Source organism: Geodermatophilus sp. SYSU D00815 (assembly GCF_054050035.1).
The window spans coordinates 21623-45099 of sequence record NZ_JBJGYO010000028.1 but is presented as its reverse complement, the minus strand read 5'-3'; the positions used below and the strand labels follow the sequence as shown (position 1 = coordinate 45099).

General features: G+C 76.2%; 24 protein-coding genes and 2 pseudogenes. 16 read left to right on the top strand and 10 right to left on the bottom strand.

From position 1 onward, the window contains the following. Positions 1-47 precede the first annotated feature (47 nt). From pcaH to ACI78S_RS21715, 11 genes and pseudogenes are all read left to right on the top strand, one after another. Positions 48-794 (top strand): protocatechuate 3,4-dioxygenase subunit beta, encoded by a 747-nt coding sequence (pcaH, locus tag ACI78S_RS21765; RefSeq protein WP_456977061.1) that lies wholly within the window; start codon positions 48-50, stop codon positions 792-794. Then, entirely contained in the window at positions 794-1444 is a 651-nt protein-coding gene (gene pcaG, locus ACI78S_RS21760; RefSeq protein WP_456977060.1) for a protocatechuate 3,4-dioxygenase subunit alpha, read from the top strand. Before pcaH ends, pcaG begins: the two co-directional genes overlap by 1 nt. Positions 1445-1466: 22 nt before the next feature. Further along, positions 1467-2795: a 3-carboxy-cis,cis-muconate cycloisomerase gene (pcaB, locus tag ACI78S_RS21755; protein WP_456977059.1), complete on the top strand. Its 1329-nt coding sequence runs from the start codon at positions 1467-1469 to the stop codon at positions 2793-2795. Then, entirely contained in the window at positions 2792-3565 is a 774-nt protein-coding gene (pcaD, locus tag ACI78S_RS21750; protein ID WP_456977058.1) for a 3-oxoadipate enol-lactonase, read from the top strand. Before pcaB ends, pcaD begins: the two co-directional genes overlap by 4 nt. Further along, the gene (pcaC, locus tag ACI78S_RS21745) at positions 3562-3948 is read left to right on the top strand and encodes a 4-carboxymuconolactone decarboxylase (protein WP_456977057.1); all 387 of its coding nucleotides are present in this window, start codon (positions 3562-3564) and stop codon (positions 3946-3948) included. Before pcaD ends, pcaC begins: the two co-directional genes overlap by 4 nt. Next, positions 3945-5150: an MFS transporter gene (locus ACI78S_RS21740; protein ID WP_456977056.1), complete on the top strand. Its 1206-nt coding sequence runs from the start codon at positions 3945-3947 to the stop codon at positions 5148-5150. Before pcaC ends, ACI78S_RS21740 begins: the two co-directional genes overlap by 4 nt. A 49-nt stretch (positions 5151-5199) precedes the next feature. Further along, positions 5200-6255, top strand: coding sequence for a Rieske 2Fe-2S domain-containing protein (locus tag ACI78S_RS21735; protein WP_456977055.1), 1056 nt, complete (start codon positions 5200-5202; stop codon positions 6253-6255). Continuing rightward, the gene (locus ACI78S_RS21730) at positions 6252-6488 is read left to right on the top strand and encodes a hypothetical protein (protein ID WP_456977054.1); all 237 of its coding nucleotides are present in this window, start codon (positions 6252-6254) and stop codon (positions 6486-6488) included. The genes ACI78S_RS21735 and ACI78S_RS21730 overlap by 4 nt, the downstream gene beginning before the upstream one ends. Before the next feature lie 67 nt (positions 6489-6555). After that, a pseudogene (locus ACI78S_RS21725) lies at positions 6556-7458 on the top strand (PDR/VanB family oxidoreductase); the annotation flags it as partial. Next, on the top strand, positions 7413-8222 hold the full coding sequence (locus ACI78S_RS21720; RefSeq protein WP_456977053.1) for an IclR family transcriptional regulator: 810 nt from the start codon (positions 7413-7415) through the stop codon (positions 8220-8222). The pseudogene ACI78S_RS21725 and the gene ACI78S_RS21720, both read left to right, overlap by 46 nt. A 14-nt stretch (positions 8223-8236) precedes the next feature. Continuing rightward, positions 8237-9697, top strand: coding sequence for a benzaldehyde dehydrogenase (locus ACI78S_RS21715; protein ID WP_456977052.1), 1461 nt, complete (start codon positions 8237-8239; stop codon positions 9695-9697). Positions 9698-9716: 19 nt separating this feature from the next. Here ACI78S_RS21715 and ACI78S_RS21710 read toward each other — a convergent pair whose 3' ends face one another. After that, complete coding sequence (locus tag ACI78S_RS21710; RefSeq protein WP_456977051.1) at positions 9717-10589, bottom strand: alpha/beta fold hydrolase; 873 nt, start codon at positions 10587-10589, stop codon at positions 9717-9719. Positions 10590-10662: 73 nt separating this feature from the next. On the opposite strand from ACI78S_RS21710, the gene ACI78S_RS21705 reads away from it, so the two are divergent. Then, the gene (locus tag ACI78S_RS21705) at positions 10663-11163 is read left to right on the top strand and encodes a DUF4334 domain-containing protein (RefSeq protein ID WP_456977050.1); all 501 of its coding nucleotides are present in this window, start codon (positions 10663-10665) and stop codon (positions 11161-11163) included. A 19-nt stretch (positions 11164-11182) separates the two neighbouring features. Here ACI78S_RS21705 and ACI78S_RS21700 read toward each other — a convergent pair whose 3' ends face one another. The 3 genes from ACI78S_RS21700 to ACI78S_RS21690 form a co-directional block, all read right to left on the bottom strand. Continuing rightward, a complete protein-coding gene (locus tag ACI78S_RS21700) occupies positions 11183-11551 on the bottom strand; it encodes an ATP-binding protein (RefSeq protein WP_456977049.1) in 369 nt (122 codons plus the stop codon). Between the two features lie 172 nt (positions 11552-11723). Then, positions 11724-12587 (bottom strand): MEDS domain-containing protein, encoded by an 864-nt coding sequence (locus tag ACI78S_RS21695; RefSeq protein WP_456977048.1) that lies wholly within the window; start codon positions 12585-12587, stop codon positions 11724-11726. 51 nt (positions 12588-12638) lie between these two features. Then, complete coding sequence (locus ACI78S_RS21690; RefSeq protein WP_456977047.1) at positions 12639-13217, bottom strand: TetR/AcrR family transcriptional regulator; 579 nt, start codon at positions 13215-13217, stop codon at positions 12639-12641. Between the two features lie 135 nt (positions 13218-13352). Here ACI78S_RS21690 and ACI78S_RS21685 point away from each other — a divergent pair, with 135 nt between their 5' ends. After that, positions 13353-14297 carry an SDR family NAD(P)-dependent oxidoreductase gene (locus tag ACI78S_RS21685; RefSeq protein ID WP_456977046.1) on the top strand — a complete coding sequence of 315 codons (945 nt, stop codon included), beginning with the start codon at positions 13353-13355 and terminating at the stop codon, positions 14295-14297. Between the two features lies 1 nt (position 14298). Here the strand turns inward: ACI78S_RS21685 and ACI78S_RS21680 are convergent, their stop codons facing one another. From ACI78S_RS21680 to folE, 4 genes and pseudogenes are all read right to left on the bottom strand, one after another. Next, positions 14299-14886, bottom strand: a complete 588-nt coding sequence (locus tag ACI78S_RS21680; protein ID WP_456977045.1) for a GNAT family N-acetyltransferase — start codon at positions 14884-14886, stop codon at positions 14299-14301. Beyond that, a complete protein-coding gene (locus tag ACI78S_RS21675) occupies positions 14883-15548 on the bottom strand; it encodes an NAD(P)/FAD-dependent oxidoreductase (protein WP_456977044.1) in 666 nt (221 codons plus the stop codon). Before ACI78S_RS21675 ends, ACI78S_RS21680 begins: the two co-directional genes overlap by 4 nt. A gap of 17 nt (positions 15549-15565) precedes the next feature. Next, positions 15566-16084: pseudogene (locus ACI78S_RS21670) on the bottom strand (FAD-dependent oxidoreductase); the annotation flags it as partial. Beyond that, positions 16081-16668 (bottom strand): GTP cyclohydrolase I FolE, encoded by a 588-nt coding sequence (gene folE, locus ACI78S_RS21665; protein WP_456977043.1) that lies wholly within the window; start codon positions 16666-16668, stop codon positions 16081-16083. The gene folE and the pseudogene ACI78S_RS21670, both read right to left, overlap by 4 nt. A gap of 92 nt (positions 16669-16760) precedes the next feature. Between folE and ACI78S_RS21660 the strand changes: the two genes are divergently transcribed. Continuing rightward, entirely contained in the window at positions 16761-17408 is a 648-nt protein-coding gene (locus ACI78S_RS21660) for a helix-turn-helix transcriptional regulator (RefSeq protein WP_456977042.1), read from the top strand. 80 nt (positions 17409-17488) lie between these two features. On the opposite strand, the gene pntB is transcribed toward ACI78S_RS21660, so the two are convergent. Then, positions 17489-18886 carry a Re/Si-specific NAD(P)(+) transhydrogenase subunit beta gene (gene pntB, locus ACI78S_RS21655; RefSeq protein ID WP_456977041.1) on the bottom strand — a complete coding sequence of 466 codons (1398 nt, stop codon included), beginning with the start codon at positions 18884-18886 and terminating at the stop codon, positions 17489-17491. Positions 18887-18888: 2 nt separating this feature from the next. Next, positions 18889-20424 carry a Re/Si-specific NAD(P)(+) transhydrogenase subunit alpha gene (locus ACI78S_RS21650; protein ID WP_456977040.1) on the bottom strand — a complete coding sequence of 512 codons (1536 nt, stop codon included), beginning with the start codon at positions 20422-20424 and terminating at the stop codon, positions 18889-18891. Positions 20425-20581: 157 nt separating this feature from the next. Between ACI78S_RS21650 and ACI78S_RS21645 the strand changes: the two genes are divergently transcribed. Further along, positions 20582-22657, top strand: coding sequence for a putative bifunctional diguanylate cyclase/phosphodiesterase (locus ACI78S_RS21645; protein WP_456977039.1), 2076 nt, complete (start codon positions 20582-20584; stop codon positions 22655-22657). Further along, positions 22654-23472, top strand: a complete 819-nt coding sequence (locus tag ACI78S_RS21640; protein WP_456977038.1) for an HDOD domain-containing protein — start codon at positions 22654-22656, stop codon at positions 23470-23472. Before ACI78S_RS21645 ends, ACI78S_RS21640 begins: the two co-directional genes overlap by 4 nt. Positions 23473-23477 lie beyond the last annotated feature (5 nt).

The window sequence follows — 23477 nt, the reverse complement described above, 5'->3', positions numbered from 1 at the left end:
GAAGCGTCCGCTTGGGCAGCCTAGGGCGCGGACGTACCTTTCCCGCTATGACCGGCACCACATCGCCGAGCGGTCTCGTCCTGCCGCGCTACCTGCGGGAACCCGCCGAGACGCGCACACCCGTCGGCTTCCCCGACTACCGGAGCACGGCGCTGCGCGCGCCGCTGCGGACGCCGGTCGACCTGCCGCACCGGCTGACCGAGGTCACCGGCCCGGTGCTGGGCGAGGACCGGGTGCTCCCGCACGACGCCGACCTGACGCTGCGCAACGGCGGGGAGGCGCTGGGCCAGCGCATCCTGGTGCACGGGCGGGTGCTCGACAGCGGCGGCCGGCCCGTGCCCGACGCCCTGGTCGAGGTGTGGCAGGCCAACGCCGCCGGCCGCTACCGGCACGTCGTGGACAACTGGCCGGCGCCGCTGGACCCGCACTTCGACGGCCTGGGCCGGGTGGTCACCGACAGCCTGGGCCGCTACGAGTTCATGACGATCAAGCCCGGCGCCTACCCGTGGGGCAACCACCACAACGCCTGGCGGCCGGCGCACATCCACTTCAGCCTGTTCGGCCGCGCGTTCACCCAGCGCCTGGTCACCCAGATGTACTTCCCGGACGACCCGCTGTTCGGGCAGGACCCGATCTTCAACTCCATCCCGGCCGCGGCGCGGCACCGCGCGATCAGCCGGTTCTCCCTCGAGCGCACCCAGGACAACTGGGCGCTGGCCTTCGAGTGGGACATCGTGCTGCGCGGCACCGAGCAGACGCCGTTCGAGACCGACGACGACGGGGACGTGGCCTGATGACGGTGGACCCGCTCGACGTCCCGCCGGACCCGGCCGAGCCCTTCCAGCCCCGCTCGGGGCGGCGCGGCAGCGGCTTCCTCAGCGGGCCGCTGACCCTGGGCACCACCCCCAGCGCCACGGTGGGGCCGTACCTGGCCATCGGCCTCACCTGGCCCGACGGCGTCTGGGCCGCGGCCGAGGGCACCCCGGGCGGCTTCTGGATCCGCGGCCGCGTCGTCGACGGCGCCGGCGAGGTCGTCCCCGACGCCATGGTCGAGACCTGGCAGGCCGACCCCGACGGCCGGTTCCCGTCGCCGGAGGACCCGCGCGGCGCGGCGGCCTACCCGGGCTTCCGCGGCTACGCCCGCGCCCAGACGCTCAGCGGCGAGTTCGAGGTCTTCACCCTCAAGCCGGGCCGCGTGCCCGACGGCGAGGGCGGCCTGCAGGCCCCGCACATCGACGTCTCGGTCTTCGCCCGCGGCCTGCTCGACCGCGTGGTCACCCGCATCTACTTCGCCGACGAGGCCGAGGCCAACGCCGAGGACGTCGTCCTGCGGGGCCTGCCGGAGGACCGGCGCGGCACGCTGATCGCCGAGCGGACCGGCGACGGCTACCGCTTCGACGTCCACCTGCAGGGCGACCGGGAGACGGTGTTCTTCGCCGTATGAGCCGCTCCGGTAGGAAGGTGCCGTGAGCGACCTCTTCGCCGGCACCTTCGCGCGCGGGGGAGCGGCGGGGGCCGTCTCCCCGTCGGCCTGGGTCGACGCGCTGCTCGACGTCGAGGCGGCGCTGGCCCGCGCCGCCGCGCGGGTGGGGCTGGTGCCCGCCGACGCCGCGGAGGCGGTGACCCGCGCCTGCGCGGAGCCGGCGGCGCTCGACCTCGCCACGGTCGTGGCCCGTGCCGCGGACGCCGGCAACCCGGTGCCGCCGCTGGTGAAGGTGCTGCGCGCCGCGGTGGGGGAGCGGGCGGCCGTCGCCGTGCACGTCGGCGCCACCAGCCAGGACGTCCTCGACACCGCGCTGGTGCTGCTCGCCCGCCGGGGGCTGGCCGCGGTCGACGCCGACCTGGCCGACGCCGCCGCCCGCGCCGCCGCCCTGGCCGAGCGGCACCGCGACGACGTGGTCATGGGGCGCACGCTCATGCAGCAGGCGCTGCCCACCACGTTCGGGCTGAAGGCGGCCGTCTGGCTGAGCGGGCTCGACGGCGCCCGCGCCCGGCTGCGGGCGGTCGACGCGTCGCTGCCCGTGCAGTACGGCGGCGCGGTGGGCACGCTGGCCGGCGACCACGGCTCGGGCGTCGACCTGCGGACGGCGCTCGCCGCCGAGCTCGGCCTGGCCGCCACCGCCGTCCCCTGGCACACCGTCCGGCTGCCGGTGGCCGACCTCGCCGGCGCCCTCGGGGCCGCGGCGGGCGCGGTGGCCACCGTCGCCGTGGACGTCGTCCTCATGGCGCAGACCGAGGTGGGCGAGCTCGCCGAGGTGGCCGAGGGGCGCGGGGGCTCGTCGGCGATGCCGCACAAGAACAACCCGGTGGCCGCGATCTCGGCGCGCGCGTGCGCCCGCCGCGCCCCCGGGCTGGTGGCCACGCTGCTGGCCGCCATGGAGCAGGAGCACGAGCGCGCCGCCGGCGCCTGGCACAGCGAGTGGCCGACGCTCACCGAGCTGCTCACCTCCGTCGGCTCGGCCGCGGCCTGGCTGGCCGAGAGCCTCGCCGTGCTGCGCCCCGACGTCGCCCGCATGGCCGCGACCGTCGCCGAGGCGCGCGACCCCCAGCTGGCCGCCGCGCTCACCGACGCGCTCACGCCGTCGCTGGGCCGCGCGGCCGCGCACGAGGAGGCGGCGGCCGCGGTGCGGCACGCCCGCGACAGCGGCCGCCCGCTGGCCGACGTGCTGCGGCACCGGGCGGACGTCGACCTCGCACCCGTCCTCGCCGACCCGGCGCCCGACGTCGGCGAGGCCGGCCGCCAGGTGGACCGGGCCCTGGCCGAGCACGACCTGTTCGTGGAGGAGAACCCGTGAGCGCGGTGGACGTCGAGTACACGGTCGACGGGCCGGCGGGCGCGCCCGTCGTCGTCCTGTCCAACTCCCTGGGCGCGACCCGGGCGATGTGGGACCCGCAGGTGCCGCCGCTGGCCGAGCGGTACCGGGTGGTCACCTACGACACCCGCGGCCACGGCGCCTCGCCCGCGCCCGCGGGCCCGTACGGCCTCGACGACCTGGTCGACGACCTCGTCGGCCTGCTCGACCGGCTCGGGGTCGAGCGCGCGCACGTGGCCGGGCTGTCGCTGGGCGGGATGACGGCGATGCGGCTCGCCGCGCGGGAGCCGCAGCGGGTGGACCGGCTCGCCGTCCTCTGCTCGTCGGCGAAGACCGATCCGCAGGGCTTCCTCGACCGGGCCGCCGCCGCGCGGGCGGGCGGCACCGCCCCGCTGGCCCCGACCGTGGTCTCCCGCTGGCTCACCCCCGGGTACGCCGCGGAGCACCCCGACCTGGTGACCCGGCTGCAGGCGCAGATCGCCCAGGCCGACGACGAGGGCTACGCCGCCTGCTGCGAGGTGGTCGCGCGCATGGACCTGCGCGCGGACCTCGGCCGGATCACCGCGCCGACGCTGGTGGTCTCCGGGGCCGAGGACCCGGCGCTGCCGCCGGAGCACCAGCGGGCGATCGCCGAGGGGATCCCGGGAGCCCGGCTGCTCACGGTCAGCCCCGGCGCCCACCTGGCCAACCTGGAGCGGACGTCGGAGGTCACCGGCGCGCTGCTCGCCCACTTCGACGGGGGTGCCCGGTGACCACCGACGACGACCGGCGGGACGCCGGCATGCGCACCCGCCGGGAGGTGCTCGGCGACGCGTGGGTCGACCGCGCGGTGGCCGGCACCACCCCGTTCACGGCGGACTTCCAGGACTTCATCACCCGCACCGCGTGGGGTGACCTCTGGCAGCGGCCCGGCCTGGCCCGGCGCGACCGCAGCCTGCTGACGCTGGCGATCACGATCGCCCTGCGGCACTGGGACGAGTTCGCGCTGCACGTGCGGGCGGCCAAGAACAACGGCCTGAGCGACGAGGAGATCGCCGAGGTGATCCAGCACGCGGCGGTCTACGCCGGCGTGCCCGCCGCCAACCACGCCTTCAAGGTGGCCAAGCCGATCCTCGAGGAGCTGCGGGGGGCATGAGCCGGGTGGCCGGCTCCGGGGTGCTCCTGGCGGCCGTGCTGCTGGCCGGGCTCAACCTGCGCGGCGCGATCGCCGCGGTCTCGCCGGTGCTGCCCGAGGTCCGCGCCGAGCTCCGGCTCTCGCCGACCGCGGCCGGGCTGCTCACCACCCTGCCGGTGCTGTGCTTCGCCGCGCTCGCGCCCGCCGCCGCGTGGCTGGGCCGCCGGCTCGGCGCGGAGCGCGCGGTCCTGGCCGGGCTGCTCCTGCTGGCGGCGGCGACGGCGCTGCGCGCCCTGGACGGCGGGCCCGTGCTGCTGGCCGGCACCTTCCTGGTCGGCGCCGCGATGACGGTGGGCAACGTCCTGCTCCCACCGGTGGTCAAGCGCGAGTTCGGCCCGCGCGCGGGCACGGTCACCGGCCTGTACACCACCATGCTGGCCGCCGGCGCCGCCGCGACCGCGGCGGCCACCGCCCCGCTGGCGACCCTGTGGGGCTGGCGCGGGGGCCTGGCCTGCTGGGCGGTGCTCGCGCTCCTCGCCGCCGCCGTCTGGGCGCGGGCCACCCGGTCGGCCGGGCCGGCGGAGGCGGCGCCGGCTGCGGCTCCCGGCGGGGTGCGGGTGTGGCGGCTGCCGCTGGCGTGGGCGGTCGGCGCCGTGCTGGCCGTGCAGTCGGCCCTCTACTACGCGGTCACCGCGTGGCTGCCCACCCTGCTGCTCGACGAGCTCGGCAGCATCGACGCCGGCGCCGCCGCCGCGACGACGTTCCAGCTGGTCGGCATCCCCGGCACGCTCGTCGTGCCGCTGGTGGTCCGGCGGTGGGCGGGCCAGCGCGCGCTCGGGGTGGCCGTCGCCGCGGCGTGGGCGCTGCTCGTCGTCGGGCTGCTGCTGGCGCCGGCGGCCTGGCCGGTGTGGGCGGTGGTCGGCGGCCTGGCGCAGGGCGCCGGCATCGCGTTCGCGTTCACGCTCGTCGTGCTGCGCAGCGCCGACGAGGACGAGGCCCGCCGGCTCTCGGGCATGACCCAGCTCGTCGCGTACAGCACCGGCGCGCTGGGCCCGCTCGCGGTCGGCGCCCTCTACGCGGCCAGCGGCGGCTGGGTGCTGCCCCTCCTGCTGCTCGCCGTCCTCGCCGCGGGGTACGCGCTCGCCGCGGTCGTCGCCGGCCGGCCGGGGACGCTCTCAGATCGCCTTCCACCACGTGGAAGTGGCCTACGCGCGCCCCGGTGACGGCGGTCACCCTCGTCGGGACACCGCCGTCCCGGGAGGAGACCCGCGCATGACCTCGATCGTCCGCGACCAGTGGTACGTGGCCGCCTACGGCCGGGAGGTCGGGCGGGAGCTGTTCAGCCGCACCGTCTGCGGCGAGTCGATCCTGTTCTGGCGCACCGAGGCCGGCGAGGTCACCGCGATGAGCGACCGGTGCGTGCACCGCCGGTTCCCGCTGTCCCAGGCGCCGAGCCACCTCGTCGGCGACACCGTCGTCTGCGGCTACCACGGCTTCACCTACGGCGCCGACGGCGTCTGCGTCGCGGTGCCGGGGCAGACCCGCGTCCCCCGGACGGCGCGGCTGAAGCGGTACCCGGTGGTGGAGCAGGACTCCTTCGTCTGGGTGTTCATCGGCGACCCCGACAAGGCGGCGTCGACCCGCATCCCGCGCGCGCCGTGGCTGGACCTGCCCGGCTGGACCGTCGTCTCGGGCATGGAGCCGCTCGCCGCGCGCGCCAGCCTCCTGGTCGACAACCTGATGGACCTCTCGCACGAGACCTACCTGCACGGCGGCTACATCGGGACGCCGGAGGTGGCCGAGACGCCGATCACCACGGAGGTCGACGAGGAGGCCGGCGTCGTCCGGGTCTCCCGGCACATGGCCGACGCCGCCTGCCCGCCGTTCTACGCGAAGAGCACGGGCATCGAGGGCCGCATCACCCGCTGGCAGGACATCGAGTTCACGCCGCCCTGCCTGTACACGCTGCACTCGCGCATCGCGCCGGTCGGCGTCCTGCCGAACGACGACGGCACCGACCCCGACGCCTTCCACGTCGAGGTCGTCTACGCGATCACCCCCGAGACCGAGCACTCCACCCACGACTTCTGGGCGGTGGCCCGCGACTTCGCCCTCGACGACCAGGGCGTCTCGGACTTCCTGGCCGAGAACAACCGCACCGTCGTCCTCCAGGACGTCGAGGCGCTCGACGTGCTGGAGCGGGTCATCGCCGGCGAGCCCGACGGCTACCAGGAGCTGTCGATCAACATCGACACCGGCGGCCTCGCCGCCCGGCGGATGATCGCGCAGCTCGCCGCCGGGCAGGCCCCCGTCGGGGTCGCCCGGTGACCGTCCTCCGGGTGGAGTGGCTGCCCGGCTCCGACCGGCTGTCCGGCACGTGCTCCTGCGGGGCGCGGGCCGAGGGCGACGACCCGGTCGCGATGTGGGAGTGGCTGCAGGCTCATCCCAACCATCCCGAGGGGGGCGCCGAGGCGCCGGCGCCGTCACCATTGCCGGCGCCCCCCGCCCACGTCGTCACCGACCCGGCGCGCGTGCTCGACCGCGCGCCCGTCCTGGTCTGAGGAGCCGATGAGCAGCACAGCGGACGAGGTCGACCTGCGGCTGCGGGTCGACCGCCGGACGACCGGCGCCGAGGGGGTCGTCGTCCTGGACCTGCGCGACCCGGCCGGCGCCGACCTGCCCGAGTGGTCGCCGGGCGCGCACGTCGACCTGCGGCTGCCGGGCGGCCTGGTGCGGCAGTACTCGCTGTGCGGCGACCCCGCCGACCGCTCGGTCTGGCGGATCGCGGTGCTGCGCGAGCAGGACGGCCGCGGCGGCTCGGCGCACGTGCACGACGAGGTGCTCGAGGGTGACCCGGTGCAGGTGCGCGGACCGCGCAACCACTTCGAGCTCGTGCCGGCCGAGCGCTACCTGTTCGTGGCCGGCGGCATCGGGATCACACCGATCCTGCCGATGATCACGGCCGCGGAGCGGGCCGGGGCGGGGTGGGAGCTGCACTACGGCGGCCGCAGCCGCCGGTCGATGGCCTTCCTGGAGGCGCTGGAGGAGGCGACCGGCAACACGGTCGTGCTGCACCCGCAGGACGAGGTGGGGCTGATCGACCTCGACCGCGTCCTCGGCGAGCCGCGCCCCGGCACGCTCGTCTACTGCTGCGGGCCCGAGCCGCTGCTGACCGCCGTCGAGCAGCGCTGCGCCGGGTGGCCGGCCGGGTCGCTGCACGTCGAGCGGTTCGCGCCCAAGGACGTGGGCGAGCCGGTGCTCACCGGAGCGTTCGAGGTGGAGCTGGCGCGGTCGGGGAAGACGCTCACCGTGCCGCCCGACCGGTCGGTGCTCGAGGTGGTGGAGGACGCCGGGGTGTTCGTCCTCTCCTCCTGCCAGGAGGGCACCTGCGGCACCTGCGAGACGCCGGTGCTCGACGGGGAGGTCGACCACCGCGACTCCCTGCTGACGCCCGACGAGCAGGCGGCGAACGACACCATGTTCGTATGCGTCTCCCGCGCGGCGTGCCCGAAGCTGGTCCTGGACCTCTGAGCGGACGCCGCACCGCCACCACGAAGCTGCTCGACGTCCTGGGCGCGTTCGGGCGCGAGCGGCCGGCGCTGTCGCTGTCGGAGCTATCGCGGCTGGCGGACGTCCCGCTGTCGACGGCGCACCGGCTGGTGGCCGAGCTGTGCGGCTGGGGGGCGCTGGAGCGCGGGGACGACGGCCGGTACCGGGTGGGCCTGCGCGTCTGGGAGCTCGGCGCGCTGGCTCCCCGCGGCCTGGGCCTGCGCGAGGCGGCGCTGCCGTTCATGGAGGACCTCTACGAGGTCACCCACGAGAACGTGCAGCTGGCCGTCCGTGACGACGTCGAGGTGGTCTACGTCGAGCGCCTCGCCGGCCGCGACGCCGTCGCCGTGCACACCCGGGTCGGCGGCCGGTTCGCCCTGCCGCCGACCGGCGTCGGGCTGGTGCTGCTGGCGCACGCCCCGGTGGAGGTGCAGGAGCGGGTGCTGGCCGGCCCGCTGCAGCGGTACACGGGGCACACGATCACCGACCCCGGCCGGCTGCGCCGGGTGCTGGCGGAGGTGCGGCGCACCGGGGTGGCGGTGAGCGACCGGCAGGTCACCGACGACGCCGTGTCGGTGGCCGCGCCGGTCGAGCAGCGCGGCGCGGTGGTGGCCGCCCTGTCGATCGTGGTGCGCGGCAGCTCGCCGGCCGCCGTCCGCGCGTTCACGCCCGGCGTGCGGGCGGCGGCCCGGGGCATCTCCCGCGTGCTCACCGGTGCAGACTCGACCGCACCGAAGCGGTCCTGAACGAAGGAGACGACATGGCACTGCTGGACGACGGCGCCTGGCACGGCAAGGTCTGGACCGGGTCCTGGACCGACGGGTCCGGCGGCACCTACGACGCGGTGGAGCCGGCCACCGGCGACGTGATCGCCCCGGTCGGCAGGGCGACGCCGGAGGACGTGCACACCGCGGCCGAGCGCGCGGTCGCGGCGCAGCGCGCGTGGGCGGCGGCGCCCTTCGAGGAGCGCGCCCGGGTGCTGCGCAGGGCGGGCGAGGTCCTCGAGGCGCACGCCGACGAGATCAAGGGCTGGCTGGCCCGCGAGTCCGGCGCGATCCAGCCGTTCGGCGACTTCCAGGTGCACACCAGCGCCGCCGAGTGCTACGAGGCCTCGGCGCTGCCGTCGCACCCCTACGGCGAGCTGCTGCGCACCGGCGCCCCACGGCTGTCGTTCGCCCGCCGGCTGCCGGCCGGCGTGGTGGGCGTGATCGCCCCGTTCAACGTGCCGACCATCCTGGCCATCCGGGCGGTCGCCCCGGCGCTGGCGCTGGGCAACGCGGTGATCCTCAAGCCCGACCCGCGCACCGCCATCTCCGGCGGGGCGATGTTCGCCCGGGTCTTCGAGGAGGCCGGGCTGCCCGCCGGGGTGCTGCAGGTGCTGCCCGGCGGCGCCGACGTCGGCGAGGCGCTGGTGGTGGAGCCGGCGGTGCGGGTGATCGCCTTCACCGGCTCGACCCGGGCCGGGCGGGCCGTGGGCGCCCTGGCCGGGCAGCACCTCAAGCGGGCGCACCTGGAGCTGGGCGGCAACTCGGCGCTGATCGTGCTGCCCGACGTCGACGTGACCGCCGCCGCCTCGGTGGGCGCCTGGGGCACCTTCGCCCACCAGGGCCAGATCTGCATGGCCACCTCGCGGCACCTGGTGCACGCCGACATCGCCGAGGAGTACACGCAGGTCCTCACCGAGAAGGTCGAGAAGCTGCCGGTCGGCGACCCGTTCCGCGAGCAGGTGGCGATGGGCCCGCTGATCGACGCCGGCCAGCGCGACCGGGTGCACGGCCTGGTCACCGCGTCGGTCGACGGCGGCGCCACGGTGCGCACCGGCGGCACCTACGAGGGGCTGTTCTACCGGCCCACCGTGCTCGGCGACGTCCCGGTGCAGACCCCGGCCTACCGGGAGGAGATCTTCGGCCCGGTCGCCCCGGTGACCCCGTTCTCCTCGCTGGAGGAGGTCGTCGAGCTGGCCAGGGGCACCGAGTACGGCCTGTCGCTGGGCATCCTCACCCGCGACGTGCACCGGGGCCTCGAGCTCGCCGAGCAGATCCCCTCGGGCCTGGTGCACATCAACGACCAGACCGTCAACGACGAGGCCGTGGCCCCGTTCGGCGGCGTCGGCGCGTCGGGCACCGGCTCCCGGCACGGCGGCCCGCAGGCCAACATCGAGGCGTTCACCGAGACGCAGTGGGTCACCCTGCGCGGCGACCTGCCCGCCTACCCCTTCTGAGGCGCCCCGCCGGCGGCGGTCACCCGGCCGCCGCCGGCCACAGCGCGAGCAGCGTGCGCAGGCCGGTGACCAGCGCCAGCGGCTGGTCGAGCATCGGGTGGTGCCCGGCGTCGGGCAGGTCGACCACCGGCAGCGAGCCGGGCACCAGCCGGCCCATCTCGGCCGCCATCTCCGAGCTGACCAGCCCGTGCTCGCAGCGGAACAGCGCCACGGGGCAGCCCAGCTGCGGCAGCAGGTCGCGCAGCAGCAGCCGGCGGCCGAAGAACGTCGGGTCGAACTTCCACGTCCAGCCGCCCTCGACCGCGCGCAGCGAGCCCCGGGCGATGTGCTCCCGCACGTAGGGCAGCAGCACCTCCTGCGGCGGCAGGGTGCGGAACCGGGCCACCGCCTCGGCCGGGTCGGGGTGCACCCGGCGCGGACGGCGCATCTCGGCCAGCCGCGCCTCCTCCGGCGGCTGGTCGTTGAGCGGCGAGTCGATGTAGGCCACCGCGGCCACCGCCTCGGGGTGCTCGACGCCGGTCGTGACCGCCACCCAGCCGCCCATGCTGTGCCCCACCACGACGGGCCGGTGCAGCGCCTCGGCCTCGCAGACGGTGACGATCTCGCGCGCCCACTGCCGCATGTCGTAGATCTCGCGGTGCCCGCTGTCGCCGTGGCCCGACAGGTCGAGCGCCACCACGCGGTGCGACGACAGCTGCGGGGCGACGTGGTCCCACCAGCCGGAGTGCGCGGCGCCGCCGTGCACCAGCACCAGCCCGGGCGCGCCCGGCCGCCCCCAGACGCGGTAGTGCACCCGCGTGCCGTCCACCTCGACGTCGCGGTGCTCGGGCGCGGCGGCGAGCGCGCGGGCGAACCACGCGGGGGCCTCGTCGCCGGCCGGCTGCTGGGTCATGCTGGGTCCTCCTCGGGTGCGGGGTGCGGTGCCGATCCTCTCCGGCGGCCGGCGGCGGTTAACGTGCGGGTGCATGGACGCCGACGCCGCGCTCGCCTGGTTCGACCGGTCACCGGCGGTGGCGCCGGCCGAGCTCACCGGCCGGTGGCGGGGGAGCGGGCTGCCCACCGGGCACCGCCTCGACGGGCTGCTGGAGGCCTACGGCTGGTACGGCAAGGAGTTCGCCGGCGCCGAGAGCGTCCACCCGCTGCTGTTCCGCGACCGGGCCGGGGTCCCGCAGCCGGTGGACCCGGCGTACGCCCCGCTCGGCCTGCTGTTCCGGCTGCCGCAGCTCGCCCGCACGCCGGTCGCCCGCCTGGGGTTCGCCGCCGTCCGCCCGCTGCGCCGCACCCGGCGGCCGGCCGCCCGGCTGCGCACGGTCGAGCACCGCGGCGTCGCCACCGCGGCGCTGGTCTACGACCGGCTGCCGGTGATCGACGTGTTCCGCTGGACCGGCCCCGACGCCCTGCTCGGCCTCATGGACGCCCGCGGGCTCGACGAGCCGTTCTTCTTCGTGCTCGAGCGGGAGGCCTGACGCCGCGGCAGGAGCGTGCTCAGAGCCAGGTGAGCACGCGGACCGTCGTCCCGGCGTCCGCCGAGCGCAGCTGCACCAGGTCGCACAGGTGGTTGACCAGGTACAGGCCGCGGCCGCCGTCGGCGGCCGGGTCGGGGCGCAGCCGCCCGGTGAGGGGCTCGGTCAGCACGCCGGCGTCGGTGAACTGCAGGACGGCGGCGCCGTCGGCCACCCACATCGCGACCGCGCCGCCACCGCCGCCGTGCCGGATCCCGTTGCTCGTCAGCTCCGCGGCCACCAGCTCGAGGTCCTCGACCCGGTCCGGCGGCAGGCCGCACGAGCGCGCCCACGTGCGGACCGTCCGGCGCACGGCGAGGCCGTCGCCGGCCCGGTAGTCGCCGCGCAGCACCGGCCCGACCGGCGGGGGCAGCGGCGCGGCGAACGCGGCCCGGTCGCCCGCCTCGTCGCACCGGCGGCCAGGCCGGCGCGCACGAAGTCGCCGACGCCGGCCGCGAGCTCGCCGGGGTCGCGGTAGAAGAACCCCTCGTGGGCGAAGCCGGGCGGGCGCCCGGGCGCAGCCGTCACGCAGGCCGCTCCCGGAAGGTCACCGACACGACGTCGGAGAAGCCGAGGACGTCCCACATGCGCCGGAGCACCCGCGAGGCGCCGACGAGCTCCAGCCGCGCGCCGCGCTCCTCCAGCCGCCGCGCCCAGCGGGCCAGCACGCGGCACCCGCCCACGTCGACGAACTCCGTCCGAGAGAGGTCCAGGCAGACCACCGGCCGGTCGACGTGCGTGCCGGCGAGCACGCGGTCGAGGCGCTCCGCGCCGAAGGTGTCCAGGCAGCCGCCGAGCGCGAGGACGTCGCCGTCGAACCAGACCCGGAACGGCGGGCCGTCGTCGAGCGGGCGCACCAGCGGGTGCACCGAGGCCACGGCGGCCAGCGCCTCGGGGCCGAGGTCGGCCCGGTACGCGCAGAGCGCGACCATCCCGGAGCCGGAGGCCATGTACTCGTCGGCCAGGTGCTCCCAGCGCACGAGGTCGGGCCGGCGCTCCGGGTCGGCGGCCAGGTCGCTGACGTCGGCGACGACCCGCAGGCCGTGGTGCCCGTCGGCGCGGGCCTGCCGGGTGGCGGCGTCGTAGAAGGCGAACTGCTCCTCGGGGGTGAACGCGCCGGAGCTCTCGTACCCCGCGCGGACGTCGAGGACCGTGAGCTCGCCGCGCGCCATCAGGCCGTCGACGTCGGCCAGGGGGCCCGACGCGGTGCGGATCGTCCGCGCGTGGTCGGGGTCGCCGATCCACAGCAGCCGGTCGCCGCGCGCGAGCCCCTCCTCGAGGTAGGCGCGCGCCACCGCGGCGAAGTCGTCGGCGTCGGCGTAGACCCAGCAGACGTGGTCGGCCTGCGCCGCCCCCGCGGGGTCGGTCAGCAGTCCCTCGGCGCGCACGGACCCACGGTAGGAGCCGGGGGCGCAGAAAGACACCCCCCGCCCGGGAGGTCAGGACCGGCCGGTGCCGTAACGCAGCCCGTCGACCATCAGGTCGAGCAACCGCCCCGCCTGCGCGCGGCGGTCGGCGTCGCCGGCGGCCAGCGCGATGCCGGACAGCCCGGTGAGGACGTCGCCCGGGTCGGCGTCGGCGCGCAGCGTGCCCGCCTCCGCCCCGGCCCGCAGGAGGAGGGCCAGCGCCTCGGTCATCCGGTCGCGGCTGTGCGCGAACGGGTTGCCGCCGGAGGCGATCACCGCCTTGAGCGCGTCGGCCATCCCGCGCTTGGTGGTCGTGTAGTCGACGAACCGGTCCATCCACGCGCGCAGCGCGGCCTCCGGCGGCCGCGTCGTGAGCAGCTCGGCCGCGGCGTCGCAGAGGCGGGCCAGCTCGTTGCGGTAGGCGGCCTCGACGAGCGCCTCCCGGGTGGGGAAGTGCCGGTACAGGGTGCCGATGCCGACCCCGGCCCGGCGCGCGATCGCCTCGAGCGTCACGTCCTCGCCGGCCGCGAAGGCGTGCGCGGCCACCTCGAGCAGACGGTCCCGGTTGCGCTGCGCGTCGGCGCGCAGGGCCCGGCCGCCGGGTGCGGTCACCACGTCGTCCTCTCTCGCGGGTTGCGAAACGGAGCGCCCTCCGGATAGTGTCACGGACGTACCGGAGGCGCCTCCGGTCGTTCATCCTACGGGCTCGGCCCGCTCCCCACCCCACCCCGAGAGGGGATCCCCGGCATGACCGCACCCACCCGCGTCACCACGCCCTTCGACGCCACCACCACCGCCGCCGAGGTCCTCGCCGGCGTCGACCTGCGCGGCCGCCGCGCGATCGTCACCGGCGGCGCCTCGGGCATCGGCACCGAGACCGCCCGCGCCCTCGCCGGCGCCGGCGCCGAGGTCACCCTCGCCGTCCGCGACCGCGCGGCCGGCGAGCGGGCCGCCCGCGACATCACCGACTCCACCGGCAACCCGTGGCTGCGCGTGCTGCCGCTCGACCTGGCCGAACCGCGCTCGATCCGCACGTTCCTCGACAGCTGGAGCGGGCCGCTGCACGTGCTGGTGAACAACGCCGGCGTCATGGCCGCGCCGCCCCGCCGCACGCGGCAGGGCTGGGAGCTGCAGTTCGCCACCAACCACCTCGGCCACTTCGCCCTCGCCACCGGCCTGCACCCCGCGATGGCCGGCGCCGACGGCGCCCGCGTCGTCTCGGTCAGCTCGAGCGCGCACCTGCGCTCCGACGTCGTCTGGGACGACGTGCACTTCCGTGCCCGGCCGTACGACCCGTGGCTGGCCTACGGCCAGTCGAAGACGGCGAACGTGCTGTTCGCCGTCGAGGCCCAGCGCCGGTGGGCCGACCACGGCATCGCCGTCAACGCGCTGCACCCCGGCGGCATCCGCACCAACCTCCAGCGCCACGTCACCGAGGAGGAGATCACCCGGCTGCGCGCCTCGGCGGGCGGCGCGGCCCCGGCCTGGAAGACGCCGGAGCAGGGGGCCGCCACCTCGGTGCTGCTCGCCGCCTCACCGCTGGTCGACGGCGTCGGCGGGCGCTACTTCGAGGACTGCGCCGAGGCCCTGCCGCACCAGGAGGGGACCCGCACCGGCGTCGCCCCCTACGCGCTGGACCGCGAGTCGGCCGCCCGGCTGTGGGAGCTCTCCGCGCGCATGCTCGGCGGGTGAGTCACGCCAGCCGCAGCCGGACGACGGGGCGCGCCGGCTGCGGCCGGGCCACCTCGGTGAAGCCGGCGCGCTCGAACACCCGCAGCGGCCCGTGGTACAGCTCGGCCGCACTCGCCCCCGGCCGCTCGGCGAGGTCCACCGGGTAGCCCTCGACCTCGCCCGCCCCGCCGGCGCGGGCGAGGTCGACCGCGCCGGCCAGCAGCCGCCCGGCCAGGCCGCGCCGCCGGGCGGGCCGGCGGACGACGAAGCAGGTCACCGCCCACACCCCGGGGTCGTCGAGGCCGGCCGTGCCGCGCAGCAGCCGCCCGTTGGTGAGCCGGGTGTAGGACGGCCGCGGCCCGACCGCCGCCCAGCCGCTCGGCACGCCGTCGACGTACCCGAGCACCCCGGGCGGCGGGCCCTCGCGCACCTGCCCGGCGAGGGCCTCGCGGTTGGCGGCCGCCCGCTCCCGGTCGGCCGACGCGCCGCGGTAGAACCACTGGCACCAGCAGCGCCCCGGGTCGCCCGGACCCTCGAAGACGGCGGCGACGTCGTCCCACCGGTCGGCGGTGGCGGGGACGACCTCGACGCCGACGGACGCACGGCTCACGGGCGCAGGTCCGGGATCGGGACGCCGGGGTCGGCGAGCGTGCCGGGATCGACCGGCGCCCCCTCGCGGATGAGTTCCTGGATCGGCCCGACGACGTCCCACACGTTGACGTTCATCCCGGCGACCACCCGGTCGCCGGAGAGCCAGAAGGCGACGAACTCCCGCGCCGCGAGGTCGCCGCGGACGACGACGCGGTCGTACCCGCCCGGCTCGGCCAGGCCGGTGTACTCCATGCCGAGGTCGTACTGGTCGCTGAAGAAGTACGGCAGGCGCTCGTAGACGGTGGGCTTGCCGAGGATCGAGCGCGCCGCCGTGAGCGGCTGGTTGAGCGCGTTCGCCCAGTGCTCCACCCGCAGGTGCCGGCCGTAGCGGGGGTGGAAGGCGCGGGCCACGTCGCCGGCGGCGAACACCGCCGGGTCGCTGGTGCGCAGCGACGCGTCGACGACCACGCCGTCGTCCACCTCCAGACCGGCGGCCTCGGCGAGCGCGACGTCGGGCCGCACCCCCACCCCGGCCAGGACGACGTCGCCGGCCACCTCGGTGCCGTCGTCGAGCACGAGCGCGCCGGCGCGGGCGGAGGCGATCCGGACCCCGCAGCGCAGGTCGACGCCGTGGTCGCGGTGCAGGTCGGCGAAGACCTGCGCCATCTCCGGGCCGAGCACGCGCAGCAGCGGGCGGCGTACTCGAGCACCACGACGTCGGCGCCGGCCGCGCGCGCGGCGGCCGCCGCCTCGAGGCCGATCCAGCCGGCGCCGACCACCACCACCCGCGCCCCGGCGGTGAAGGCGGCCTTGAGCGCCCGGCTGTCGTCGATGGTGCGCAGGTAGCGCGGGGCCAGCTCGTCGGCGCCGGGCACGCTCAGCGGGCGGGGGACCGCGCCGGTGGCGAGCAGCAGCCGGTCGTAGGGGAGCTGCTCGCCGTCGTCCAGGGCCACCCGGTGCGCGTCGCGGTCCAGCGCGGTGACCCGGGTGCCCAGCTGCAGCTGCACGTCGTTGTCGGCGTACCAGCTCTCCGGGTGCACGAAGACCGAGTCCAGCTCCGCCGAGCCGGTGAGGTAACCCTTCGACAGCGGCGGGCGCTCGTAGGGCAGGTGCGGTTCGGCCGCGACCAGGGTGAGCGGCCCGTCGTGGCCCTCCTCCCGCAACGCCGACACCGCCCGCGCTCCCGCGAGCCCGCCTCCCACGACCACGACGTTCATCTCCGGCCTCCGTCGGTCAGCGCCAGGAACTCCGCCCGTGACCGGGCATCCTCCCGCAGGAGCCCGAGCAGCGCGGACGTCGTCGTCCTGGTGCCCGGCGCCTGCACCCCGCGCAGCGTCATGCACAGGTGCTCGGCCTCGATCACGACCCCGACCCCGCGCGGGTGCAGCCGGTCGGCGAGCCAGCCGGCCACCTGGACGGTGAGGCGCTCCTGCACCTGCGGCCGGCGGGCGAACAGCTCGACCACCCGCGCCAGCTTCGACAGCCCGACGATCCGCTCCCCGGGCAGGTAGCCCACGTGCGCCACGCCGGTGAACGGCAGCATGTGGTGCTCGCAGACCGACCGGACGGGGATGCCGCGGGCGAGCACGAGCTCGTCGTAGCGCTCCTCGTTGGGGAAGGTGGTCAGCCGGAACGCCCGGGGGGTGAGCATCTCGGCGTAGGCCGCGGCCATCCGGCGGGGCGTGTCCGCGAGGCCGGGCGCCGTGGTGTCCACGCCCAGGGCGGCGAGGAACGTGGCGGCGGCGGCCTCCGCGGCGTCGGCGTCCGGCGCGGGGCTCCGGGAGTGCAGGGACAGCGTCATCGCGGCCTCCGCGTGCGAGGGGTGATGCAGGGCACGGTAGGACCGCTACGCTCTTACGGCAAGAGATGTGTCCGATAGAAGTGGAGGGCGCCGTGCGCGAGGACGAGCTCGCCGCCGTCGGGGCGCTGGCCGACCCGGCCCGGCGCGCCCTGTACCGCTTCGTCGTCGCGGCCGACGGTCCGGTCGGCCGCGACCAGGCCGCGGCCGGCGTCGGCCTGCCGCGGCACACCGTCCGGTTCCACCTCGACCGGCTGGTGGCCGACGGCCTGCTGGAGACCGAGTACCGCCGGCTGTCGGGCCGGCGCGGCCCGGGGGCCGGGCGGCCGGCCAAGCTCTACCGCCGGGCCGCCCGCGAGTTCGCCGTCACGCTGCCCGAGCGGCACTACGACCTGGCGGGGCGGATCCTGGCCGGGGCGGTGGCGGCGGCCGGCGACGGGCCGGTCGGTCCGGCGGTCGCGGCGGCCGCGGCGGCCGAGGGCCGGCGGCTCGCGGAGCCGGCCGCCCCGCTGGCCGACGTCCTCACCGGCCTCGGGTACGAGCCGCGACCCGACGGCGACGGCGTGGTGCTGGCCAACTGCCCGTTCCACACCCTCGCCGCCGCCCACCCGCAGCTGGTCTGCGGGCTCAACCTCGACCTGCTCGCGGCGCTGCTCGACGAGCGCGGCGAGGCCGGGGTCGCGGCCCGCCTGGACCCGGGCCCCGGCCGCTGCTGCGTCGTCCTCGCCCGCGAGCCGGGATGATCACCGGTTGTCGCCGCTGACACGCGCGGGCACGCCGCCGGGATCGGCGACGAGCCGATGATCGACTCCACGAGTGGGCGCTACAGCGCCTTGAGGATGTCCTCGACCCGCTCCCGGGCGTCGCCGAAGAGCATCCGGGTGTTCTCGCGGAAGAACAGCGGGTTCTGCACGCCCGCGTAGCCGGTGCTCATCGACCGCTTGAAGACGACCACGTCGTCGGCCTCCCACACCCGCAGGACCGGCATGCCGGCGATGGGGCTGCCCGGGTCCTCCATGGCGGCCGGGTTGACCGTGTCGTTGGCGCCGATGACGAGGACGACGGAGGTGCCGGCGAGGTCGTCGTTGATCTCGTCCATCTCCAGCACCACGTCGTAGGGGACCTTGGCCTCGGCCAGCAGCACGTTCATGTGCCCGGGCAGCCGGCCGGCGACCGGGTGGATGCCGAAGCGCACCTGCACGCCGAGCTCGTCGAGCCGGCGGGTCAGCTCGGCCACCGGGTACTGGGCGTGCGCCACCGCCATGCCGTAGCCGGGGGTGATCACCACCGACTTGGCGGTGCGCAGCAGCTCGGCGGTCTCCTCGGCGCTGATCTCGGTGTGCGTCCCCTCGGCGGTGCCGGCGGCGGTGCTCCCCTCGTTGCCGAAGCCGCCGGCGATGACCGAGACGAACGAGCGGTTCATCGCCCTGCACATGATGTAGCTCAGGTACGCACCGGAGGAGCCGACGAGGGCGCCGGTGATGATGAGCAGGTCGTTGCCGAGCAGGAAGCCCGACGCCGCCGCGGCCCACCCCGAGTAGCTGTTGAGCATCGAGACGACGACCGGCATGTCGCCGCCGCCGATCGAGGCGACCAGGTGCCAGCCCAGCGCCAGCGCGAGCGCGGTGATCGCGGCCAGCACCGCGACGCCCGGCGCGAGCACGAAGACCACGGTCAGGACGGCGAAGGCGACCAGCGCGCCGAGGTTGAGCGCGTTGCGCCCCGGGAGCATGAGCGGGTTGCTCCTGATCCGGGCCGACAGCTTGAGGAACGCCACGATCGAGCCGGTCAGCGTGACCGCGCCGATGAAGACGCCGATCGCCACCTCGGCCGAGTGGATGCCCACCAGGTCGTCGGCGACGGACTCGGTGCCGCCCTCGACCGACAGGAACCCGTTCCAGCCGACGAGCACGGCGGCCAGGCCGACGAAGCTGTGCAGCAGCGCGATCAGCTCGGGCATGCCGGTCATGGCCACCCGGCGGGCCCGCCACAGGCCGATCGCGGCGCCGGCGGCCATGGCCAGCACGATCAGCCCGACGGTGGCGGCCTCGACGTCGCGGGCGGCCAGCGCGACGGTGGCGACCAGCGCCACGGCCATGCCGGCGATGCCGAAGCCGTTGCCGGCCTTGGCGGTCTCGTGCCGGCTCAGCCCGGCCAGGGCGAGGACGAACAGCAGCGCCGCGACGATGTAGGCGCCGGCGGCGGCGGTCTCGAGGGTCACGGTCAGCTCCTCGTGAACATGCCGAGCATGCGGCGGGTCACGGCGAAGCCGCCGAAGACGTTGATGCTGGCCACGAGGATCGCCACGAAGGCGAGCACCCCGACCACCGGGTCGCCGTGGCCCAGCTGCAGCAGCGCGCCGACGACGATGATCCCGGAGATCGCGTTGGTGACGCTCATCAGCGGCGTGTGCAGCGCGTGGTGCACCGACCCGATGACGTAGAACCCCACGACGACGGCGAGCGCGAAGACCGTGAGGTGGCCGATCAGCGCGTCCGGGGAGAACCCGGCGACCAGGAACAGCCCCGCCGCGGCGAGCCCCACCAGCGCGAACCGCCGGCCCGGCGGGGCCGGCCGCTTCTCCGGCAGCGCGGGCCGCGCCACCGCCGGGGCGGCCGGTGGCGGCGCCGCCGACACCGGCACCGGCGGCGGGGGCCAGAGCACCTCGCCGTCGCGGACGACGGTCATCGAGCGCACGACGACGTCGTCGAGGTCGAGCACCAGCCGCCCGTCGCCCTCCGGGGTGAGCAGCTTGAGCAGGTTGACCAGGTTGGTGCCGAACAGCTGGGAGGCCTGCGCCGGCAGCCGGGCGGGCAGGTCGGTGTAGCCGATGATCGAGACGCCGTTCGGCGTGACCACCACCTCGTCGGGCACCGAGCCGGCCACGTTGCCGCCCTGGGCCGCCGCCATGTCGACGACCACCGACCCCGGCCGCATCGAGGCGACCATCTCCTCGGTGATCAGCCGCGGCGCCGGGCGCCCGGGGATCAGCGCGGTGGTGATGACGATGTCGACGTCCGCGGTCTGCTCGGCGTACATCACCGCGGCGCGCCGGTCGTAGTCCGCGCTGGTGACGCTCGCGTACCCGGTCCCGCCGCCCTGCTGGGCGTCGGCGGGGACGCCGACGTACTCGCCGCCGAGCGACCGCACCTGCTCGGCCACCTCCGGCCGGACGTCGGTGGCCCGGACGACCGCGCCCAGGCTGCTGGCCGCGCCGATCGCCGCCAGCCCGGCCACGCCGGCGCCGACGACCAGGACCTTGGCCGGCGGCACCTTGCCGGCCGCGGTGACCTGCCCGGTGAAGAACCGGCCGAAGGTGTGCGCCGCCTCCACCACCGCGCGGTAGCCGGCGATGTTGGCCATCGAGGACAGCACGTCGAGCGCCTGCGCCCGCGAGATGCGCGGGACGGCGTCGACCGCCAGCGCGGTGACCGGGCGGCGGGCGAGCTCCTCGACCAGCGCCGGGTCGAGGGCCGGCGCCAGCTGGCTGACCAGCGTCGCGCCGGGGGAGAGCCGGTCGAGCTCCTCGGGGGTGGGTGGGTTGACGTGCAGGACGACGTCGGCGGCCCAGGCCTCGGCGTCGTCGACCAGGGTGGCGCCCGCCGCGGCGTACTCCTCGTCGGGGAAGCTGCTGGCGCTCCCCGCGCCGGCCGCGACCGCGACCTCGTAGCCGAGGCGCCGCAGCGCCGCCACCGTCGTGGGGGTCGCCGCCACGCGCGTCTCGCGCGGGCGCGACTCCCGGGGAACTCCGATCCGCATGCCGCTCCGTCCCGTTCCGGCTCCGCTGCCCTGCGGATCGTCGCACCCCTCGATGGGGTGAGTCCGCTCCGCAGCGCGAAACCCGTGGTCGCAGGCGGCCGATGAGGCTGGTGCGGGAACCGTCCGGCGCGGTTCCGCAACGGGAAGAGGGAGGACCGTGGCGGCCAAGCGCAGCGCGTCCGGCGACGAGCGCGTGCCCCCCGAAGTGGTCGCCGGCGTCTTCTACGGCGCCGCGGTGACGGAGGCCATGGCCATCCTGGTGGCCGAGGTCGTCGGCACGACCTGCCGGCTCACCTGGGGCAACCAGGGCGCCGTCACGCTGCTCGGGTACGACGGCGAGGACCTGCGGCGGCTGCCGGTCGACCACCTGCTGCCCACCCTGCGCGGCGGGGAGCGCAAGCTCCTGCTGCGCCGGGAGCGCGGCGCGCAGATGCGCCTGCCGGTCCGCAGGGCCGACGGCGGCACGGTGGACGCCCTCGTCGTCTCCACCCCGATGCCCAGCGGGCGGATGTGGACGCTGCGCGTCGCGCCGATCAGCGACGAGCACGAGCGGGCGCTGCGGGCCACCGCCGACGCGCACGAGCGGCGCTTCGCCGCGCTCACGGAGCGCTCGCCCGTCCCGACGCTGCTGTCGGAGCAGGGGATGCGGCTGGCGCACGTCAACGACGCGTTCTGCAGCCTCGTCGGCCGCCGGGCCGAGCAGCTGCTGGGCACGGCCTGGATGGACACCGTCCACCCCGACGACCTCGACGGCGTCCTGGACGCGGCGGCCGCGGCCCTCGAGGGCGACGACACCGACACGCAGGCGCGGCTCGTCCGCGCCGACGGCACCGAGCGGACGACGGTGCTGCGCCTGGCCCACCTGTTCACGCCCGGGGTCGGCTCCGGCTTCGTCGCCACCCTCGAGGACATCACCGAGCGGCTGGCGTTCGAGACCCGCCTGGCCCACCAGGCCGGCCACGACCCGCTCACCGGCCTGCCCAACCGGATCCTGCTGGCGCAGTACGTGGCCGAGCGGTTCGTCCCCGGCCGCAGCGAGCTGGCCTGCCTCTTCCTCGACCTCGACAACTTCAAGGTGGTCAACGACTCGCTCGGCCACACCGCCGGCGACGAGCTCCTCGTGCAGGTGGCGCAGCGGCTGACCCGCACCGTCCGGCCCGGCGACCTGGTCGCGCGGTTCGGCGGCGACGAGTTCGTCGTCGTCTGCGAGGGGGTCGGCGAGGCCGACGCCGTGAACCTGGCCCAGCGCGTCCGCGAGGCGATCTCCGCCGTCGTGCACCTCGGTGGGCTGGACATCCGCCCGCACGCCAGCGTCGGCGTCACCGTGCAGACCGCCGAGCACCTCGAGGCCGAGGAGCTCATCCGCGACTGCGACATCGCGATGTACCAGGCCAAGGCGAGCGGCAAGGGCCGGATCACGGTGCTCGACCAGCAGGGCCGCGCGCAGGCGCGGGACAAGCTGCGGCTGGTCGCCGACCTGCGCGACGCCATCGAGCGGCGCGAGATCACGCTGCTCTACCAGCCGATCTTCATCGCCGGCGACGGCGCGGCGGTGGCCGTCGAGTCGCTCGCCCGCTGGGAGCACCCCGAGCGCGGCCCGATCAGCCCGGCCGACTTCGTGCCGCTGGCCGAGGAGGCCGGCCTGGTCGGCGGCCTGTGGCTGTTCGTGCTCGACGAGACCTGCCGGCAGCTGGCCGTCTGGGACCACGAGCTCGGCATGTCGGCGCCGATGCGGGCCAACGTGAACGTCTCGGCGCTCCAGCTCGACGAGAACCTGCCCGTCCAGGTCCGCGCCGCGCTGCGCCGGCACCGGCTCACGCCGTCCCGGCTGCAGCTGGAGATCACCGAGTCGGCGCTGATGAGCGATCCCGGGCTGGCCCGGGACGTGCTGCAGCAGCTGCGCGACCTCGGCGTGCAGGTGGCCATCGACGACTTCGGCACCGGCTACTCGTCGCTGGCGTACCTGCGGCACCTGCCCGTCGACTGCCTCAAGGTCGACCGCTCGTTCGTCGCCGAGCTGGCCGACGGCCACGCCGAGATCGCCTCGGCGGTCATCGCGCTGGCGCACAACCTCAACCTGTGCACGGTCGCCGAGGGGGTGGAGACCGTGGAGCAGGCCGAGCAGCTGGCCCGCCTCGGCGCCACCTACCTCCAGGGCTTCGGGCTCGGCCGGCCCATGACCGGACCCGAGACGACCACCTGGTTCGCCGCCCAGCGGGAAGGCCTCGCATGACCCTCGTCCCCCTGTCCGTGCCCACGTTCGACATCGAGCACGTGCTGGCGAGCATCGACACCATGGCCGTGCAGAAGCCGGTGGCGGCGCACATCGTGTCGGTGGCCGGCGCGGAGGACACCGGCGCCCGGGAGCTGGCCAACGTCCTCGCCACCGACGTCGCCCTCGCCGGGCGGGTGATGAAGCTGGCCAACTCCGCCTACTTCGGCATGCGCGGTCGGGTCACCTCCCTGCAGTTCGCGGTGACCGTCATCGGCTTCACCACCGTGCGCACGATGGCGACGGTGTCGCTGACCGACCTGGACGACGAGTCGCGGCTGCCCGAGGACTTCTGGGACCACTCCACCAGCTGCGCGCTCGCCGCCTCCACGCTGGCCGGCCGCTTCGGCGAGCGGCCGCAGGACGCCCTGTGCCTGGGCCTGCTCTCCGGGCTCGGCGCGGCGCTGCTGCACCACAACGACGCCGCGGGCTACACCGAGCTGATCGCCGAGGAGCCGACCTTCCTGGGCCGGCGCGCCGCCGAGGCGCGGCGCTACGGCATCCACGCCCTGCGGCTGACGGCCGTGGCGCTGGAGCAGTGGGGCTTCCCGGCGGGGATGGTCACGGCGCTCAAGACCGTCGACGACCTCACCCACCACGGCGGCAGCCTGCTGCGCGCGGCGTCGGAGGTCGCCGCGCGGCTGACCACCGCCGGCTACGAGCCGGTGCCGATCGGCCGGCTCACCTGCGGCGTCCTCGGCGAGGAGGCGGTGACCCCCGTGCTCGAGCAGGTCGCCACCGACGCGGGGGAGCTGCGCCGCGCCATGCTGGGTTGAGCCCC

Coding starts and splice junctions, on each gene's coding strand:
- pcaH (WP_456977061.1), top strand. CDS start 48: ATGACCGGCACCACATCGCCGAGCGGTCTCGTCCTGCCGCGCTACCTG.
- pcaG (WP_456977060.1), top strand. CDS start 794: ATGACGGTGGACCCGCTCGACGTCCCGCCGGACCCGGCCGAGCCCTTC.
- ACI78S_RS21740 (WP_456977056.1), top strand. CDS start 3,945: ATGAGCCGGGTGGCCGGCTCCGGGGTGCTCCTGGCGGCCGTGCTGCTG.
- ACI78S_RS21735 (WP_456977055.1), top strand. CDS start 5,200: ATGACCTCGATCGTCCGCGACCAGTGGTACGTGGCCGCCTACGGCCGG.
- ACI78S_RS21720 (WP_456977053.1), top strand. CDS start 7,413: ATGCGTCTCCCGCGCGGCGTGCCCGAAGCTGGTCCTGGACCTCTGAGC.
- ACI78S_RS21715 (WP_456977052.1), top strand. CDS start 8,237: ATGGCACTGCTGGACGACGGCGCCTGGCACGGCAAGGTCTGGACCGGG.
- ACI78S_RS21710 (WP_456977051.1), bottom strand. CDS start 10,589: ATGACCCAGCAGCCGGCCGGCGACGAGGCCCCCGCGTGGTTCGCCCGC.
- ACI78S_RS21705 (WP_456977050.1), top strand. CDS start 10,663: ATGGACGCCGACGCCGCGCTCGCCTGGTTCGACCGGTCACCGGCGGTG.
- ACI78S_RS21685 (WP_456977046.1), top strand. CDS start 13,353: ATGACCGCACCCACCCGCGTCACCACGCCCTTCGACGCCACCACCACC.
- folE (WP_456977043.1), bottom strand. CDS start 16,668: ATGACGCTGTCCCTGCACTCCCGGAGCCCCGCGCCGGACGCCGACGCC.
- ACI78S_RS21650 (WP_456977040.1), bottom strand. CDS start 20,424: ATGCGGATCGGAGTTCCCCGGGAGTCGCGCCCGCGCGAGACGCGCGTG.
- ACI78S_RS21640 (WP_456977038.1), top strand. CDS start 22,654: ATGACCCTCGTCCCCCTGTCCGTGCCCACGTTCGACATCGAGCACGTG.